This is a genomic window from Neobacillus drentensis NBRC 102427, assembly GCF_001591445.1.
Classification (GTDB): domain Bacteria; phylum Bacillota; class Bacilli; order Bacillales; family Cytobacillaceae; genus Neobacillus; species Neobacillus drentensis.
In genome coordinates, this window is sequence record NZ_BCUX01000038.1 from 1 (window position 1) to 16,227 (window position 16,227).

Consider the following 16,227-nt stretch of genomic DNA (forward strand, 5'->3'; position numbering starts at 1 on the left):
AAAAAAAAAAAAAAAAACAGATGCTAGTGCGCATCTGCTTTAGGTTACATGCTGTTTTATTTTTTCAAGCAAAAATGGAACTGATTGGAAAGCATAGAGTGTCTCCCGTACCTTACCAGCATCGACAAATAGTAGACAGGGGACACTTTCAATTTCAAATTCAGTAGCAAGGTCAGGGTAGAAGTTTAAGTTCATTTTGCCCATTTCAAGTTCTACCAGCTGCTCAATGACCTGGAGCATTTTTGAGGCTACCTGACACGTCCCGCACATGGGCGTATAAAAATAGACTAATCCAGTCGCCTCCCTTTCAAGAAAGGCAGATAATTCATTTCGATTCCATTCGTTCATATATCTTTTAACCCATTTCTAAAAATTCGGTATGAACATCAATATTGGCTCCAATGAGAACGGTCGCCAAATGTTGGACTGGCGCAGTTGCTACCTCACGATACATCCGGTCAATATATAAATGTTCAGCTTGTGGAAATTCTCGTTTTAACTGTTTGCGGAGTTTCTCTCCTGAGAAGTCGGCATCGACAAGAATATAGACATCCTTATTCTCGAGAAATTCAATTAATTCATCTAATTTTGTAATACTGATCGTACCATTGGTACAAATAATTTCTACTGGTTCCTTAACAATTCTTTTCACTTTATTTTTATCTGATTTTCCTTCGACAATAAGAACTTTGTCAACATACGAATCATTCATCATCCATCACCTGTATTAGAAGTTGTTTATGTTAACATATTCTAAAATATTGATTACGTGTGCATTCTTCTGCCTATGTTAACTTTATCATTATTGTCATTTTAAAAATAGGAATTTGCCTGCGCATTATGCAGGAAAACCTAATTAACCATCGTTAACACCAGCCTCCATCATCACAATCTGTATATTTAGCATCTGTACCTTCCGTTGTTGTAACATGTTGATAAATCTTTTGCTGCTCCACTTCAAAATGATGTTCTAATTCTACTTGCATGTGATCGGAGAGTTTCATTTTTCCAATTGGCGTATTATCAAGAAACAGTTCCATTTCTCCATTTTTCATTTTCCCAATGACTCGATCTGTTACATCTACTCTTTGCTGCTTTAACGTCATGCTCCCACCCTCTTCAATATATTTATTATAAGTTTCCCTAAAATAGTAGAAGAAAAAGTGGGAAAATAAGAGAAAAAGCACCTTGACTAGGTGCCTTTCCGAATACATTAGTCTTCTTTTGTCATTTCTTCATATTGTTCAGCTGTCATTAGTTTATCAAGCTCGCTGCTGTCAGTTAATTCAACAACAATCATCCATGCTTTTTCGTATGGTGATTCGTTGACAAATTCAGGGCTGTCACTTAAGTCTTCATTAACTTCCACAACTTTACCGCTGACAGGTGCATAAAGCTCAGAAACAGTTTTTACTGATTCTACACTACCAAATGGTTCGTCAGCTTTTAGTTCATCGCCCACTTCTGGAAGCTCAACAAAAACAATATCTCCTAATTCATGTTGTGCAAAAGCAGTAATCCCCACTCGCACCTTTTCCCCTTCAACCTTTACCCACTCATGTTCTTCTGAATAACGTAATTCCTTTGGTGTACTCATCTTCTAAATCCCTCCATTATTTTTTTAAAAAATCTATCATCGAAATAAATCGATTTCCATAAGTAATGATGAAGAAGCGGCTTAACGCCACATTTTTTCAAACTCTTCTTCTTTAAAGCCAACAGTGACACGCTCACCATCCGTTAAAATCGGACGTTTGATTAACATGCCATCGGAAGCTAGTAACTCTAGTAGTTCTTCATCTGTAGCAGACTTCATTTTATCCTTTATACCTAATTCACGGTATTTCATACCGCTTGTATTAAAGAATTTTTTTAATTCGAGTCCACTTTTTTGATAAAAATCCTGCAGCTCCTCACGACTTGGAGGATGTTCAACAATATGTACTTCTTCATAGGAAAGATGATGGGCATCCAGCCACTTCTTCGCATTTCGACATGTGCCGCATTTCGGATACCAGTAAAACGTCAGAGACATCAATTTCACCGCCCTTTCCCGCAAAAATCAATGACTTGTCTTACGTCACTTTGAATATTATCATAACGTTTTTTAAAATCCTAATGCAAAAAATATGTTCAATATAATAAAATTCGACTAATTTTTTAAAATTCCTTCCTTTTCTAATATAAAATTTAAACTCCCTTCCGAGTTGGAAGGGAGCACTATTAATTAAACAATATAGCGTTCAGCGTCGATAATAACATCGGCGGCTTCACGTTTTTTCGCAATCACATTAATTGGGGTATGACGGGTAAATTTACGAAGCGAAGACAACATCATTCGGAGTGTATCACCCTGTTCAACCGACACTAAAGTTTCTTTTGCAATCGCCTCAAGTTCGTTGAAGGCTTCTTGGCAGTAGATCTGTGTATATAGAAGCTTTTGCTGGTTTTTATCTAAACCGGTTTTTGCAATTGCTTTTTCCGTACGTAACACAACGGATTCCATTGCATAGACGTTTGAAATAAGATCGGCAATATTGGCTAAAACTTCTTGCTCTTTTTCAAGCGCATTGCCAAATTTTTGGGCAGCTAATCCTGCGGATAATAGAGCAATTTTCTTCGCATTTCTGACAAGATATTTTTCCTGTGCAAGCGGCTCATCACCAGGCTCTTCTGGCATTAACATCATTAATTCCTCTTGCAAGGCCATCGCCTTTTGGAATAATGGAAGCTCACCCTTGAAGGCTTTCTTCAATAAGGTGCCTGGCACCAGCAGGCGGTTAATTTCATTCGTTCCTTCAAAAATACGTTGAATCCGCGCATCACGATACGCTCTTTCAATTGGATACTCCTGCATGAAGCCATATCCACCATGAATTTGGACACCTTCATCTGTTACATGGGCTAATACTTCACTGGCGAAGAATTTATTAAGTGAACATTCAATCGCATATTCGGCAATCGAATTCGCCACTAATTTAATGTCCTTTTCTTGCTCTGTTGTCAGCTTTCCTTGGTTATCTTCGTATAGGCCAATCGTACGGTAGACCGAGCTTTCAGCCGCATAAATTTCAGAAGCAAGAGTACCGAATTTTTCTTTTGTTAAATTAAATTGTGAGATTGGTGTTTTGAATTGCTGACGGCCATTTGCATATTTAACTGTTATTTCGAAAGCTTTTTTAGAACCACCGACACTTCCAACCGCTAGCTTATAACGCCCAATGTTAAGGATGTTAAAGGCAATGACATGACCTTTACCAATTTCGCCCAATAAATTTCCAACAGGAACAGGAACATCCTCTAAAATAAGTGTCCGAGTGGAAGAGCTCTTTATTCCCATTTTCTTCTCTTCTGCGCCGGTAGAAACGCCAGGAAAGTTCCTGTCAACGATGAATGCGGTAAATTGCTCGCCATCAATCTTGGCATACACAACAAAGACATCTGCAAAACCAGCATTGGTAATCCATTGCTTTTCTCCGTTTAAAATATAATGAGTTCCTGCAGCATTTAATCTGGCAGTTGTTCTAGCGCCAAGGGCATCAGATCCTGAGCCTGGTTCAGTTAAGGCATAGGCAGCTAGTTTTTCACCTGATGCAAGGGCCGGTAAATATCTGCGTTTTTGGTCTTCATTCCCGAATAAAACGATGGGGAGGGAACCGATACCCACGTGAGCACCATGCGAAAGGGAGAATCCGCCGCCAGCTGCCATTTTCTCGGTCAGAAGGGAGGAAGTGATTTTATCTAAGGCTAAGCCGTCATATTCCTCAGGTACATCTACTGCTAAAAGACCAAGCTCGCCTGCTTTCTTAAGAAGCTTTACCGTCCGATCAAACTCATGGTTTTCTAAATGCTCCAGCTGCGGGACCACTTCTTTTTCCACAAAGTCTTCTGCTGTTTTGGCAATCATCAAATGCTCTTCAGTAAAATCCTCCGGTGTAAACAGTCTTTCATAGGAAATATCCTCAATTAAAAAGCTTCCGCCTTTAATGACTTTTTCGGTTTGGTTTGTCATTATTAATTCCTCCTAATCATTGATTAGATGGGGGCATCTAGCCGCCCCCTTGTAACAGGTATATGTCTAAGTACAGCTCAAAATGATTTAGAGTAGTTCGAAGACTCCGGCTGCACCCATGCCACCGCCGATACACATGGTCACAACTCCAAATTGTTGGTTGCGGCGTTTTAATTCGTGAATAAGTGTCAGTGTTAATTTTGCACCTGTACATCCAAGCGGGTGTCCGAGGGCAATGGCGCCACCATTTACGTTGACGATTTCTTCGTTTAGACCAAGTTCACGGATAACCTGCAGCGATTGTGACGCGAAAGCTTCATTCAATTCGAACAGGTTAATATCAGAAAGCTCTAGACCAGCAAGTTTGACCGCTTTTGGAATCGCGACAACTGGTCCGACCCCCATAATTTCAGGCGGGACACCGCCAACGGCAAACGATCTGAACTTTGCCAACGGCTTAAGGCCAAGTGCTTCTGCCTTTTCACGGTCCATCACCATTAAGGCTGCTGCGCCGTCGCTGGTTTGTGAGGCATTCCCCGCCGTTACGGTGCCTGACACTGAGAATGCGGGGCGAAGTTTACCTAAGGTTTGCAGGTTTGTATCTGGACGAACACCTTCATCCATTGAAAATTGTATCGTTTTTTCAACAAGCTTATTGTCATTATCTACCGTCCTGATCGTCACATCGACTGGAACAATTTCATCAACAAATTTTCCTTCAGCAATTGCTTTTGCTGCCTTCTGATGGCTCCTCACTGCAAAGGCATCTTGGTCCTCACGGGAAATTCCATATTTAATGGCCACTTGCTCGGCAGTGTGACCCATGCCCATATAATATTGCGGGGCTGTTTCTGCCAGTTTGATATTTGGACGGACCACATGCCCCATCATTGGAATCATACTCATTGATTCGGCACCGCCAGCGATTGCTGTATCGGTATGACCAATCATAATTCCCTGGGCTGCATAAGCAATCGCCTGTAATCCTGAAGAACAGAAACGGTTGACTGTGATGGCGGGCACTGTATATGGAAGTCCTGCTAATGCCCCAATATTGCGGGCCATATTGTTGCCCTGCTCAGCCTCGGGCATCGCACAGCCAATGATTAAATCATCTATATTTCCTTCATAATTTCCAGCACGCTTTAATGTTTCCCTTACCACCAATGCTCCCAAATCATCCGGGCGAACATGGGCAAGCGTACCTTTCTTCGCTTTACCTACCGGGGTCCTGGCTCCGGCCACGATTACCGCTTCTCTCATGTAATTCCCTCGCTTTCTGAAAAATTATTTATCTATTTTTCTTATACTGGGGTCTGACCCCTTGATCTAAAATATCTTTAGCAAAACCTTTTAGTAGAGGGGTCTGATCCTTGTTTTAGTTTCTTAACGGTTTCCCCTTCACAAGCATATGCTGCATGCGCTGCTGGGATTTTGGCTCCGAAATGAGGCTTAAGAATGCTTGCCGTTCAAGATCCAATAAATATTGCTCATCTACTTCTGTACCAAACGGCACCTTACCGCCGGCGATGACATAGGCAATTTTCTTCGCAATTTTTAAATCATGCTCTGAGATATAGCCAGATAAACGCATCGCTTCAGCACCTAGTAACAATGTCGCATAACCTGTTTCACCGACGACTGGAACTTTACGGCGAACTTTTGCTTTATAGCCTTTTTCATGTAAAGCGAGGACAGCCTGCTTTGCATCATAAAGCAGATGGTCGTTATTGAAGCTGATTCCATCAGACTTACTTAGGAAATTATTTTCACGTGCTTCTTCTGCAGAAGTGGAAACTTTTGCGGTCGCAATCGTTTCAAACACTTTATTAGCGATCGTTTGCAGATCAAACGGAACCCCGTTTGGAAGGTTTTCTAAGTGCTTCATATAAAGCTCTTTGTTTCCGCCTCCGCCTGGCAGTAAACCGACACCCACTTCGACTAGACCCATATACGTTTCAGCTGATGCTTGAATGTGTGCAGCAGGCAGACAAACTTCAGCACCGCCGCCAAGTGTCATCCCAAACGGAGCAGCGACAACTGGCTTAGGACTATATTTCACTTTCAACAGCGCACTATGAAGGTGGCGGACAATCATATCCAGTTCATAAATATTGTCATCCTGAACTTCCATTAACATCATCGCCAGGTTGGCTCCGACACAGAAATTCTTTCCTTGGTTGCCGATGACAAGCCCCTTATAGTTCTTTTCCACTTCTTCAACGGCATAGTTAATCATTTGAACGATATCAAGACCAATTGCATTGTTCGGTGAATGGAATTCTAGCAGTGCCACGCCATCACCGATATCAATCAGACTTGCCCCGCTATTCTTTTTAATAACACCTTTTTGGTCCTTAATTTTTTTAAGATCGAGCGCCTTCGGATTGAATTCAACCAATCGATATTGGCCGTTATCATAGAAAAACAGCTCGCCATTTTCTTCTAAATAAAAAGAGGAATGTCCTTTTTCGAGCATTTCTGTAATCCATGCTGGGACTTCAAGGCCAGCTTCCTTCATTTTCGCAACGGACTTTTCAACGCCGATCGCATCCCATGTTTCGAATGGGCCTGTTTCCCAGCCAAAGCCCCATTTCATCGCACGGTCGATAGATACAATATCATCAGCAATCTCGCCTAATAGCTGGGCAGAGTAGACCAGCGACTTTGCCATCGTATTCCATAAGAATTGCCCAGCCTTGTCATCGGCGTATACAAGCGCTTTCAATTTATTGGCGGTGCCTTTTTCCTGTTTGCTAAGTTCGACCGCAGGTGTGGACAGCTTTTTACGAGGACCATATTCTAATGTCACAGGATCAAGTTCAAGAATTTCTTTCCCTTTTTTCAAAAAGAAGCCCTGACCTGATTTACTGCCAAGCCAGCCTTTTTCAACCATTGCTTTCAAAAAGGCAGGGATTTCGAATACTTCCTTTTCTTTGCCTTCAACTTTTTCATAGACGTTATTAGCGACATGATAGAAGGTATCCAATCCAACCACGTCAAGGGTACGGAAGGTTGCACTTTTTGCACGGCCGATTAACGGTCCGGTAATCGAGTCAACTTCACCGACACTTAAGCCTGCCTTCAGCATTTCCTGAACAGTAACAAGGAGACCGTAAGTTCCAATCCGGTTTGCGATAAAGTTTGGTGTATCCTTCGCAACCACTACTCCTTTTCCTAACACATCCTCACCGAAAGTTTTCATGAATGAGAGTACTTCTGGCGCCGTATATTGAGTAGGAATCACTTCAAGTAATTTCAGATAGCGCGGAGGGTTAAAGAAGTGTGTGCCAAGGAAATGCTTTTGGAAATCTTCAGAACGCCCTTCGACCATTGCTTCAACTGAGATTCCTGATGTATTGGAACTGATAATGCTGCCTGGTTTACGGTGTTGATCTACCTTTTCAAACACCTGTTTCTTGACATTGAGGTTCTCAACGACCACTTCAATAACCCAGTCTACGTCTTTCAGTTTGACTAAATCGTCTTCCAGGTTGCCAGCTTCAATCAACGCTAAATTCTTTTTCACTGCGAGTGGGGCTGGTTTTTGCTTTAATAATTTTTGAATGGACGTTGCACTCATGCGGTTACGAACTTGCTTATCTTGTAATGTCAGACCTTTTGCTTCTTCTTCTTTTGTTAGTTCTCGTGGCACAATATCCAATAATAGTGTTGGGATGCCGATATTTGCTAGGTGGGCAGCGATTCCTGACCCCATAACTCCGGATCCTAGGACAGCTGCTTTTTTAATTAATTGGTTCAACATTGTCTCCCCCTTCGAATTTGAATGAATACTCATTCATTTTTTAGTCAAAAAAAATTCACAATTGAATGAGTCTCGTTACTAACTACTATAGAATATTTAGAAAATTTGTGCAATCATTAAACACGGAATTTTTAAACTTTTTTCAAAAATAAATTTTTAAATAAATATCTATAAAAGGGCATCCTATTTCTTGAGGTGATAACAATGGCGAAAATGAAAAAGGAACCTTCCAAAGCGGGCGTTAGTGCGGCAAGTGTGAAGGGCAATGGCGGGCCGGGAAATGAGGAAGCTCACGTTGACAAAAAAAACAGCCAGAATAATCAATTTAAAAGATAAGAAAAGCGGAAGCGCCCGTTTAGCGGCGTATGGACTGGAGCACTTTGACTGAGATAAAGGAAACACGGAGAGCGCTAGCGATTCGATGTTGACTTATCGTAGGGAAAAGGGCGAAGTCCACTGGGCGCTGGAGCCAGACAGTAATCTAGGTTCAAAACTTATACTTACTCGTAAAGAATATTACAGGCTGAGCACATCGGCCTGTTTCTCTTTTTGCATAAAAGTTCCTATTTGAGAGACCATAATGTAGTAAAGATCACATTGAATTAGGAGGGTTATTATGCAGCAACAAAATATGAATATGCCCAATATGAACATGCAAAATCAACAAACAACCATGCAACAACCTCCCGGAGTCGTATCAACAAAGGATGCCCTTTACTTAACAGATATGATGTCATGGAACCTGCTGTCTGCTAAGAAAGCACACTTTTTTGCCGGGCAGTGTCAGGACCCAGAAATAAAAGCGGAAGCCGAAAAAGTTGCCCAAATGCATCAGCAACACTATCAACAGATCCTAGGTCACCTAGGTCAGCATGCTAACCAGCAGCAGCCCTTAAATAATATGCAATAAACCATAAAGGAGGATGCTTATCTATGAACCAACAGCAGAAGATTCAAAACCCTGAGACCCAGGTACCAAAGACTCCGCAAATGAACGACCGTGATTTTATTAATGATTTACTGGCAACAGAAAAATATATGACAAGTTCGTACAGCATGGCCTTGCATGAAGCAAGTCACCAAGGATTGTATCAGGACATAATGAAAATCTTTTCGGAAACACAAAACTGTCAGCGTGAACTTTATGATTTGATGTTTAAAAAGGGCTGGTATGCCGTCGAAGCGGCGGATCAGCAAAAGCTGCAGCAGTCCTATCAGCAATTTCAAGGTTATACTAACCAACTTCCAAGCGGGGGCACACTTCAATAACGGCAAAACCGGAGGCATCTGCTGCTTCCGGCTTTTTATGTATCTGGATGATTATTGCTTAGTTGTGTTGGATAATTCATGGTAACTATTACCTTTGTATGAAGAGCACATTTTCCACATAAAATATATGTGATTCTTAGTAATTAGGAATCTTTTTAGATTTAGATATTGAAAAAAATTGGAGGGTTTTAGATCATGAAAACTTTACAACGGATTGCCTTGGTTTTAGTTATTATTGGGGCTGTAAACTGGGGATTAATTGGCTTTTTTAGATTTGATTTAGTAGCAGCTATTTTTGGCGGCCAAACGTCAGCTATATCAAGAATCATTTATGCTCTTGTTGGAATAAGCGGACTTGCTTGCTTACCACTATTATTCCAGCCAACAAACGAGAATGTAAAATCCACTAATCGACAAAGCTATGGTAACCTGAATTATGGGACTGAATTTGCAGAAGAAAATGACTTTTCAAAGTTAAATGATTCCTCTCAATCATCCTACGACAAGCCAACTGATAAAATGTAATCGATGAGATATAGGCCGTGCCCATGCATGGCCTATATCTTTTCTATAAATGTTTTCAACTATGTATTGCTTATTCCTTCGTATCTTTCCGATGCTGTTCATTCAGCACTTTAACTTCATTAATAATCTGCTTCATTTCTTCCTTTGCATCTGGATAGAGCCCATTCCAATGCTTGGCCAATGCCGGCATGGACTTGGCGATATGGGTATAAAGCGCCCACATCTTCACCTTCTCCATCGTTTCATCGGATGCTTCCCCAACCAATAGTTCACTATATTTTTCAAGCAAAGCTTCGAACTGCCTCGCAAATGTTTTCTCCATCATGACACCTTCTGTCCTTCATAATTTGGGTATATAGGCAGGTTTTGAATAAACAGGAATAAGTAGACTGCAATATTATCCCACAGAATACACTTCGAAATACCGATTGTTTTTTCCAGATGTGAGATAAGCGGTAATGTTATTTGCAAAGTGTTTAGTATATATATCTGAGCAGAGGGATTCCGCCGACTTCTTAGTTTATTCCGCCAAACTGGACCGGGATTCCGCCGATTTACTAGTTTATTCCGCCAAACTAGACCGGGATTCCGCCGATTTACTAGTTTATTCTGCCAAACCAGACCAGGCTCCCATTAAAATGAGATTTAGCGCTCCAAACTTGGCTGGATTCCGCCAACTTTCTAGTTTATTCCGCCAAACTGAACCGGGATTCCCCCGATTTCTTGATTTATTCCGCCAAACACCTATTTCAGCTGCAACAAAAAAAGAGCGAAAACTCGCGTCGCTCTTTTCCTACCGATATTATGCGGATGTTGAAAACATGTACTTTTTATAATGATAACGAATCGAAAAGATTAAGCCGAGTCCGAGCATATTCCCCATCAAGGCGCTGCCGCCGTAACTGATAAACGGCAGTGGGATCCCTGTAATCGGCAGAACGCCTATTGTCATCCCGATGTTTTGGAAGACGTGGAAGGTGATCATGCTGATGACGCCGACACAAATATACGTATAAAAATTATTCTTTGTTTCCATTCCGACCTTTGTAATATGGTAAACCAGCAAGAAAAACAAACTAATCAGCACACTTGCCCCAATAAAGCCATATTCTTCGCCTACCACGCTAAAGATAAAGTCGGTTTGACTCTCTGGCAAATAGACTTCACGGTTACCAAATCCCTTACCACCCGTTTGCCCGGATCCAATCGCAAGCAACGATTTGGTCAACTGATACGCATCCGAGCCTTGGTAACTATAGGGATCGAGCCATGAATAAATCCGACGGAGTTGATACTCCCCTACCCCAAGGTACTTCGCAAGTAATTCTGGTTTCCATAAAACAAAATAAAAAATCGTTCCGATTAACGCAATTCCAAATGTAAACAATGGTGCCAGCAGCTTCCATGAAATTCCCGATATAAATATCATTCCGATTAAAATCGCCAGAAACACGAGCGCTGTACCTAAGTCCTGCTTGATGATAAGACCTAATGGCCCCATTGTGACGGCCCCCATCTTAACTAGCAGCCAGAAATCAGTTTGGATCGTTTTTATCTGATGCTTATTATGATGATCCTCTATCAAGCGAGCAAGCGCAACAATAATGAAGATTTTAACAAACTCAGACGGCTGAATTGTACCCACACCGGGGATTTTAAACCAGTTTTTCGCTCCATTGATAACAGGTGCGATACTATCAGGTGCAACAATCAAAAAGCCGAGCATCAGGATTCCAAATCCATAAGCATACCAAGTCAGCTTTCGTATTTGGTCGGAGTCGAGCGTCATAACTACTGCAATAATTCCACCGCCAACCGCATACCAGAAAATCTGCTTAATTAAGAAATTCTCCTTGTATTGCCCGCTCGCCTGCGCACTATAAATCGCTAAACAGCTTGCTAGAAATAGTAATATCAATATAAAAACAAGATTGTAATCAAGTTTTGAAGTTTTATTCGTATTTGAAGTCATATAGGTTCCACCTTACAAAGAAATACCACATTCCTTCATTATATTTTTATTATCAACAAATCACAACTTCTAAACCGTTAATGGGTTAATTTACATAAGAAAGTCCTATTCCATAAAGTAAATCCGTCGCAATTCCCCTGCCATCCATTCCAAATTATTCGGCACCTGCGGGATGCCGTATCCAATATAAAGCGGAGTAGTAACAAAGCGCGAAACAACCTTTGCATAGATTTTATGATCGATATGATGAAAAAACAGATTATAGCTCGTTGCTTTGAATGGAAAATGGTTCAAAATATAATGCACAGCCATTTGCAAATACTCCGAAAACCTTTCCTGATAACCTGAATCATCCATTTCAATATTAAACTCATAAAAACCAACACGCGGCTTTGTCGATAATGTAAACCTAGCTTCCGCGGATTCAGCAATCTTAATCCCTTCAAACATCTCATGGGTTACTTTTTCTTTATAGTCAATATGCTCCAAGCCGACAATTTGCATATGGGGATGGGAGAGCGTTCCTCCCGATAAGGGTCCATGATTTTTGAAAAAAATCACCGATTGATAGCGGCCGGTTGCCTCCATCGCTAGCCAGTGTTTGATTCCAAACTGCATCAATTTATGTAGATGCTCTTTTGAGTAGGTGGATAATTCACCGTGACAGTCATCCGTTTCAATTAATACCGTTTGATAGGTATTTTCTAATACGGGATATTTATTTTTCAAAAGAATAATTGGTTGGTCTACAGCGATGAGATTAGTAAGTTGGTCTCTTTCGCAAAATGGACAGGCTTGGTCTTTATTTCGAATATTTTCAGGCTTCATAACACCGATCGACGTATTAAAATGTAGATGTGAAGTTTCCAAATGCGTTTCTCCTCTCGAACGAGTATACTTCTATTTTATGGGAGATTGCCCTCCAATTGCACTTATTTTGTTTAGAGATGCGATATTTTGATTGCCTAACTGGTAAAGAAATCCTAAAATAGAATAGAATTTCATTAAATAGGTAATTTTAGCATATCTTTTAAATGTACAGGCTAATCATTTCTTTAGAATGTGAGGGTAATTATGTTAACAAAATTAGAAGCATTAATTCTGGGGATTATTCAGGGCCTGACTGAATTCTTGCCAATCAGCAGTACAGGCCATCTTTATTTAGGCAGAAATTTATTTGGCTTGCAGGAAGCTGGGCTCTTGCTTGATACCATGCTTCATGTCGGTACGTTATTGGCTGTGTTTGTTTTTTATAAGGATGAATTTATAAAAATTATCAAAAACCCGTTTAGTAAATTGACCTTTTTGTTGATTGTTGGGACGATTCCCGCCGTAATCTTTGGTCTGGCGTTTAAGGATTATATTGATGAAATTTCGAAGACGGGCGTGACGATTGGCTGGGAGTTTTTAATTACGGGGATTTTCTTGTGGCTTGCTGATTCCGCAAAAAATGGTTATAAAAAGATGGATGATATCAGCTATAAAGATGCCCTCATCATTGGCACCTTTCAGGCAGTTGCGATTATGCCAGCGATTTCTCGTTCAGGGATGACGATTGTTGCGGCACTTTGGCGGAAATTAGACCGTGAAACAGCTGCTTACTTTTCCTTCTTATTGTCCACACCAGCGATTGCCGGCGCGATTGTCCTGCAAACGAAGGATCTACTCGGTGGGCAAGGCGAAGAAATCTCCTTGTCGGCGTTGCTCGTTGGGATTGTCGCATCTGCCATCTTCGGGTATGTTGCCGTTAAATGGATGATTGGCTATTTGAAAAATCATTCATTAAAACCATTTGCCATTTATGTGTGGGCATTAGGTTTACTGGTGTTATTTTTCCAATTCACAGGTAAATTTTAAAAAAGCAAGGCGCGGTTCGAGTTCATCGATACCGCGCCTTTATTATATTTAGAGGGTCACTGTCTCTTTCGCCATTTCTCTCGCCGCTTCTGCAGCTTGTTTCTTCGCTTTGTCCATAATTTCAGGAATCTGTTTTGGAAAATGATCCATTCCTTCTGCATAGACGGTCTCCATTAAATCAAAACCGAGGAATTCAAGCGCTTTGCTCAAATAACGGTCCCCCATTTCAAAATCGACCATTCTTCCAGTGGAATAAATACCTCCGCGCGTTTGAATGTGAATGGCCTTTCTTCCAGTAAGAAGTCCCTCAGCACCGTGTTCAGAATAGGTAAAGGTTTTTCCCGCAATAAATAAACAATCCATGAAGGATTTTAAAATGGCTGGAGCGCCAAGGTTCCAGATTGGGGTAACAAACACATAGTAATCTGCATCAATAAAACGGTCAGCGAGCGCATGCATTTTTTCTAATTTCGTCCGCTCATCCTCGGAAAGCTGCTCTTTTGTATAGCCCATAAATGATAATTTAGCACGTGCATATAATAAATCCATGTCTATCTCAGGGATATCCATGCTATATAGGTGCATATGCTCAATCTCCAAATCAGGCTGAACATTTTTAAACTCTTCTAAAAATGCTTCCCCAATTTGCAGCCCTTTTGAACGACTAATATCATTTTTGGGATTTGCTGTTATATATAGAAGCTTTGACATTTACATCCCTTCCCTTTTACGCAAATTTAATAATCTCTCCTAATAGTACAATATATCTCTATGCTCATGAATGAACAATCCGTGAAGTTTGTGAAAAAACTGTGAAAACTACTTTCGTTCTTGAACAATTCATGACAATTCTAAACAAAACTTAACGAAACTCAACAAGACTTAACAAATATAACATTTAGTATGCTATTCTTTTGATAATGTAGTTATAGGAAAAAGGAGGGTGACTTATGGATGAGAAGGCGTACACACCCGATGAAGTGGCTCAAATCTTTCAAATTTCAAAACATACCGTTTATGAACTGATTAAAAGAGGTGAACTGCAGGCCTTTAAAATCGGCAATAAAATGAGAATTGAACATGCAGAGCTGGAAAGATATAAAGAGAATACCAGGGCTCCTGCTACTAAAAAAAGCCCCAATGAACCAACAGGGAATTCTAGCAACCCTGCCAAATTGATTCAACTATCGGGCAGTCATGATTTTCTAGTTGAACATTTCACAAAAGAAGCGGGACGAGCCCTAAACTTACAAATCCATCCTTCCTACATAGGCAGTCTTGAAGGGTTAATGATGCTTTACCGGGGACAATGCGATATTGCGGCCATTCATCTATTAGATCCGACATCGCAGGAATATAACCTGCCATTCATTCGTCAACTCTTTGTCTATGAATCCATTCTGGTACTTAGATTAGCAGCTAGACAACAAGGCTTTATTGTCGCGGAGGGTAATCCGAAAAACATTCATGATTTTGCTGACCTGACACGACACGATGTTCAATTTGTTAATCGCCAAAAGGGCGCGGGCACAAGATTTCTGCTCGATTCCAAGTTATCCATTAATGGAATCGAACCTAATAAAATAGCTGGATATAGCAATGAAGAATGGAACCATTTATCAGCTGCCTCTTATATTAGCAGGGGCATGGCAGATGTTACCTTCGGAATTCAGTCGGCAGCAAGCCATTTAGGACTGGACTTCATACCCGTAGCTAAAGAAAATTTCGACCTGGTTTTCCGCTTTACCGCTGAAAATAAACAAAGCTTAACCGACCTAATTCAGTTTTTACAATCTGCTAGTTTCAAAGACAGTTTAACGGATCTAGAAGGATATGATATTTCAGAATTAGGTAAAATCACCTATCAAACTAGTCAAACGGAGGAAACAACAACATGTTAAAAAATCGTTATTTAGCATTTCTATTCGCAATGATGCTGTTAGTTTTAGCAGCGTGCGGAAATGCAGGCACAAAAGATTCAGCAGAAAAAGTGAAAAAAGAAGAACCTAAAGCAGCACCAACTGAAATGATTCTAGCAACAACAACTAGTACACAGGACAGCGGCTTATTAGATGTTATTATCCCAATGTTTGAAAAAGAAAATAACGTCAAAGTAAAAACGATTGCTGTAGGTACCGGCCAAGCATTAGAAATGGGTACAAAAGGTGAAGCAGATGCCCTTCTAGTTCATGCTCCGGCAGCTGAAAAAGCAGTGGTTGATGCCGGTGATGGAATTAACTACAAACGCGTAATGTACAATGATTTTATATTAGTTGGACCAAAGGAAAACCCAGCTGGAGTTAGCGGCGATGACATTATGGCTGCTTTCAAAAAATTAGCCGATTCAAAAGCTACTTTCGTTTCTCGTGGGGACGATTCAGGTACACATAAAAAAGAACTTGGAATCTGGGAAATGGATAACATTAAACCAGCAGGTGAATGGTACGTTTCAACAGGACAAGGCATGGGTCAAACCTTGCAAGTGGCTGCTGAGAAAAAGGGTTACGTCTTAACGGACCGTGCTACATGGCTGGCCCAAGAGAAAAACTTAAACACCCTTCAAATCGTCGTTGAAGGCGGCAAAGATTTAATGAACATTTACCATGTGATGCAAGTAAATCCTGAAAAACATGATAAAATTAATAGCAAAGATGCTGAAAAATTTGTAGAATTTATGGTAGATCCAAAAACACAAGATGTGATTGAACAATTCGGTAAGAAAGAATATGGTCAATCATTATTCAAAAAATATACAGAATAATTGACCAGGAGGCCCTTTTCGAAGGGTCCTTCTGTTTATACATCTATAGATAATCCTGGAGGCAC

At 40.6% G+C, this 16,227-nt stretch carries 20 protein-coding genes; 8 read left to right on the forward strand and 12 right to left on the reverse strand.

All coding sequences use genetic code 11. From position 1 onward, the window contains the following. Positions 1-39: 39 nt before the first annotated feature. From BDR01S_RS17355 to BDR01S_RS17390, 8 genes are all read right to left on the reverse strand, one after another. Entirely contained in the window at positions 40-348 is a 309-nt protein-coding gene (locus tag BDR01S_RS17355) for a thioredoxin family protein (RefSeq protein WP_066258624.1), read from the reverse strand. A gap of 7 nt (positions 349-355) precedes the next feature. Next, a complete protein-coding gene (locus BDR01S_RS17360) occupies positions 356-712 on the reverse strand; it encodes a toprim domain-containing protein (RefSeq protein ID WP_066258628.1) in 357 nt (118 codons plus the stop codon). Between the two features lie 154 nt (positions 713-866). Beyond that, entirely contained in the window at positions 867-1,106 is a 240-nt protein-coding gene (locus tag BDR01S_RS17365; RefSeq protein ID WP_066258630.1) for a YusG family protein, read from the reverse strand. 107 nt (positions 1,107-1,213) lie between these two features. Then, a complete protein-coding gene (gene gcvH / locus BDR01S_RS17370; protein ID WP_066258632.1) occupies positions 1,214-1,597 on the reverse strand; it encodes a glycine cleavage system protein GcvH in 384 nt (127 codons plus the stop codon). 81 nt (positions 1,598-1,678) lie between these two features. After that, the gene (locus BDR01S_RS17375; RefSeq protein ID WP_066258634.1) at positions 1,679-2,035 is read right to left on the reverse strand and encodes an arsenate reductase family protein; all 357 of its coding nucleotides are present in this window, start codon (positions 2,033-2,035) and stop codon (positions 1,679-1,681) included. Positions 2,036-2,227: 192 nt separating this feature from the next. Next, entirely contained in the window at positions 2,228-4,012 is a 1,785-nt protein-coding gene (locus BDR01S_RS17380) for an acyl-CoA dehydrogenase FadE (protein WP_066258637.1), read from the reverse strand. An 87-nt stretch (positions 4,013-4,099) separates the two neighbouring features. Beyond that, positions 4,100-5,275 carry an acetyl-CoA C-acetyltransferase gene (locus BDR01S_RS17385; RefSeq protein ID WP_066258638.1) on the reverse strand — a complete coding sequence of 392 codons (1,176 nt, stop codon included), beginning with the start codon at positions 5,273-5,275 and terminating at the stop codon, positions 4,100-4,102. 115 nt (positions 5,276-5,390) lie between these two features. After that, complete coding sequence (locus tag BDR01S_RS17390; RefSeq protein ID WP_268874697.1) at positions 5,391-7,775, reverse strand: 3-hydroxyacyl-CoA dehydrogenase/enoyl-CoA hydratase family protein; 2,385 nt, start codon at positions 7,773-7,775, stop codon at positions 5,391-5,393. 207 nt (positions 7,776-7,982) lie between these two features. On the opposite strand from BDR01S_RS17390, the gene BDR01S_RS24990 reads away from it, so the two are divergent. The 4 genes from BDR01S_RS24990 (at position 7,983) to BDR01S_RS17405 (ending at position 9,572) form a co-directional block, all read left to right on the forward strand. Next, positions 7,983-8,114 (forward strand): YuzL family protein, encoded by a 132-nt coding sequence (locus BDR01S_RS24990; protein WP_082797475.1) that lies wholly within the window; start codon positions 7,983-7,985, stop codon positions 8,112-8,114. Positions 8,115-8,394: 280 nt separating this feature from the next. Further along, the gene (locus tag BDR01S_RS17395) at positions 8,395-8,688 is read left to right on the forward strand and encodes a hypothetical protein (protein WP_066258642.1); all 294 of its coding nucleotides are present in this window, start codon (positions 8,395-8,397) and stop codon (positions 8,686-8,688) included. Positions 8,689-8,711: 23 nt separating this feature from the next. Then, positions 8,712-9,047 (forward strand): spore coat protein, encoded by a 336-nt coding sequence (locus BDR01S_RS17400; protein WP_066258644.1) that lies wholly within the window; start codon positions 8,712-8,714, stop codon positions 9,045-9,047. A gap of 195 nt (positions 9,048-9,242) precedes the next feature. Further along, positions 9,243-9,572 (forward strand): DUF378 domain-containing protein, encoded by a 330-nt coding sequence (locus BDR01S_RS17405; protein ID WP_066258646.1) that lies wholly within the window; start codon positions 9,243-9,245, stop codon positions 9,570-9,572. Between the two features lie 70 nt (positions 9,573-9,642). Here BDR01S_RS17405 and BDR01S_RS17410 read toward each other — a convergent pair whose 3' ends face one another. Further along, a complete protein-coding gene (locus BDR01S_RS17410; RefSeq protein ID WP_066258648.1) occupies positions 9,643-9,894 on the reverse strand; it encodes a DUF2573 family protein in 252 nt (83 codons plus the stop codon). Positions 9,895-10,030: 136 nt separating this feature from the next. On the opposite strand from BDR01S_RS17410, the gene BDR01S_RS17415 reads away from it, so the two are divergent. Continuing rightward, positions 10,031-10,408 carry a hypothetical protein gene (locus BDR01S_RS17415; RefSeq protein ID WP_066258649.1) on the forward strand — a complete coding sequence of 126 codons (378 nt, stop codon included), beginning with the start codon at positions 10,031-10,033 and terminating at the stop codon, positions 10,406-10,408. On the opposite strand, the gene BDR01S_RS17420 is transcribed toward BDR01S_RS17415, so the two are convergent. Then, positions 10,375-11,544, reverse strand: a complete 1,170-nt coding sequence (locus BDR01S_RS17420) for an FtsW/RodA/SpoVE family cell cycle protein (protein WP_066258650.1) — start codon at positions 11,542-11,544, stop codon at positions 10,375-10,377. The two genes, BDR01S_RS17415 and BDR01S_RS17420, sit on opposite strands and share 34 nt — an antisense overlap. A gap of 105 nt (positions 11,545-11,649) precedes the next feature. Continuing rightward, positions 11,650-12,414, reverse strand: coding sequence for a DUF4931 domain-containing protein (locus BDR01S_RS17425; RefSeq protein WP_082797476.1), 765 nt, complete (start codon positions 12,412-12,414; stop codon positions 11,650-11,652). 204 nt (positions 12,415-12,618) lie between these two features. Here BDR01S_RS17425 and BDR01S_RS17430 point away from each other — a divergent pair, with 204 nt between their 5' ends. Continuing rightward, complete coding sequence (locus tag BDR01S_RS17430) at positions 12,619-13,401, forward strand: undecaprenyl-diphosphate phosphatase (RefSeq protein ID WP_066258652.1); 783 nt, start codon at positions 12,619-12,621, stop codon at positions 13,399-13,401. Positions 13,402-13,449: 48 nt separating this feature from the next. Here the strand turns inward: BDR01S_RS17430 and BDR01S_RS17435 are convergent, their stop codons facing one another. After that, on the reverse strand, positions 13,450-14,112 hold the full coding sequence (locus BDR01S_RS17435) for an FMN-dependent NADH-azoreductase (RefSeq protein ID WP_066258654.1): 663 nt from the start codon (positions 14,110-14,112) through the stop codon (positions 13,450-13,452). A gap of 239 nt (positions 14,113-14,351) precedes the next feature. On the opposite strand from BDR01S_RS17435, the gene BDR01S_RS17440 reads away from it, so the two are divergent. After that, positions 14,352-15,302, forward strand: coding sequence for a helix-turn-helix transcriptional regulator (locus BDR01S_RS17440; RefSeq protein ID WP_066258656.1), 951 nt, complete (start codon positions 14,352-14,354; stop codon positions 15,300-15,302). Beyond that, on the forward strand, positions 15,296-16,162 hold the full coding sequence (locus BDR01S_RS17445) for an ABC transporter substrate-binding protein (protein ID WP_066258657.1): 867 nt from the start codon (positions 15,296-15,298) through the stop codon (positions 16,160-16,162). The genes BDR01S_RS17440 and BDR01S_RS17445 overlap by 7 nt, the downstream gene beginning before the upstream one ends. The last annotated feature ends 65 nt before the right edge of the window (positions 16,163-16,227 follow it).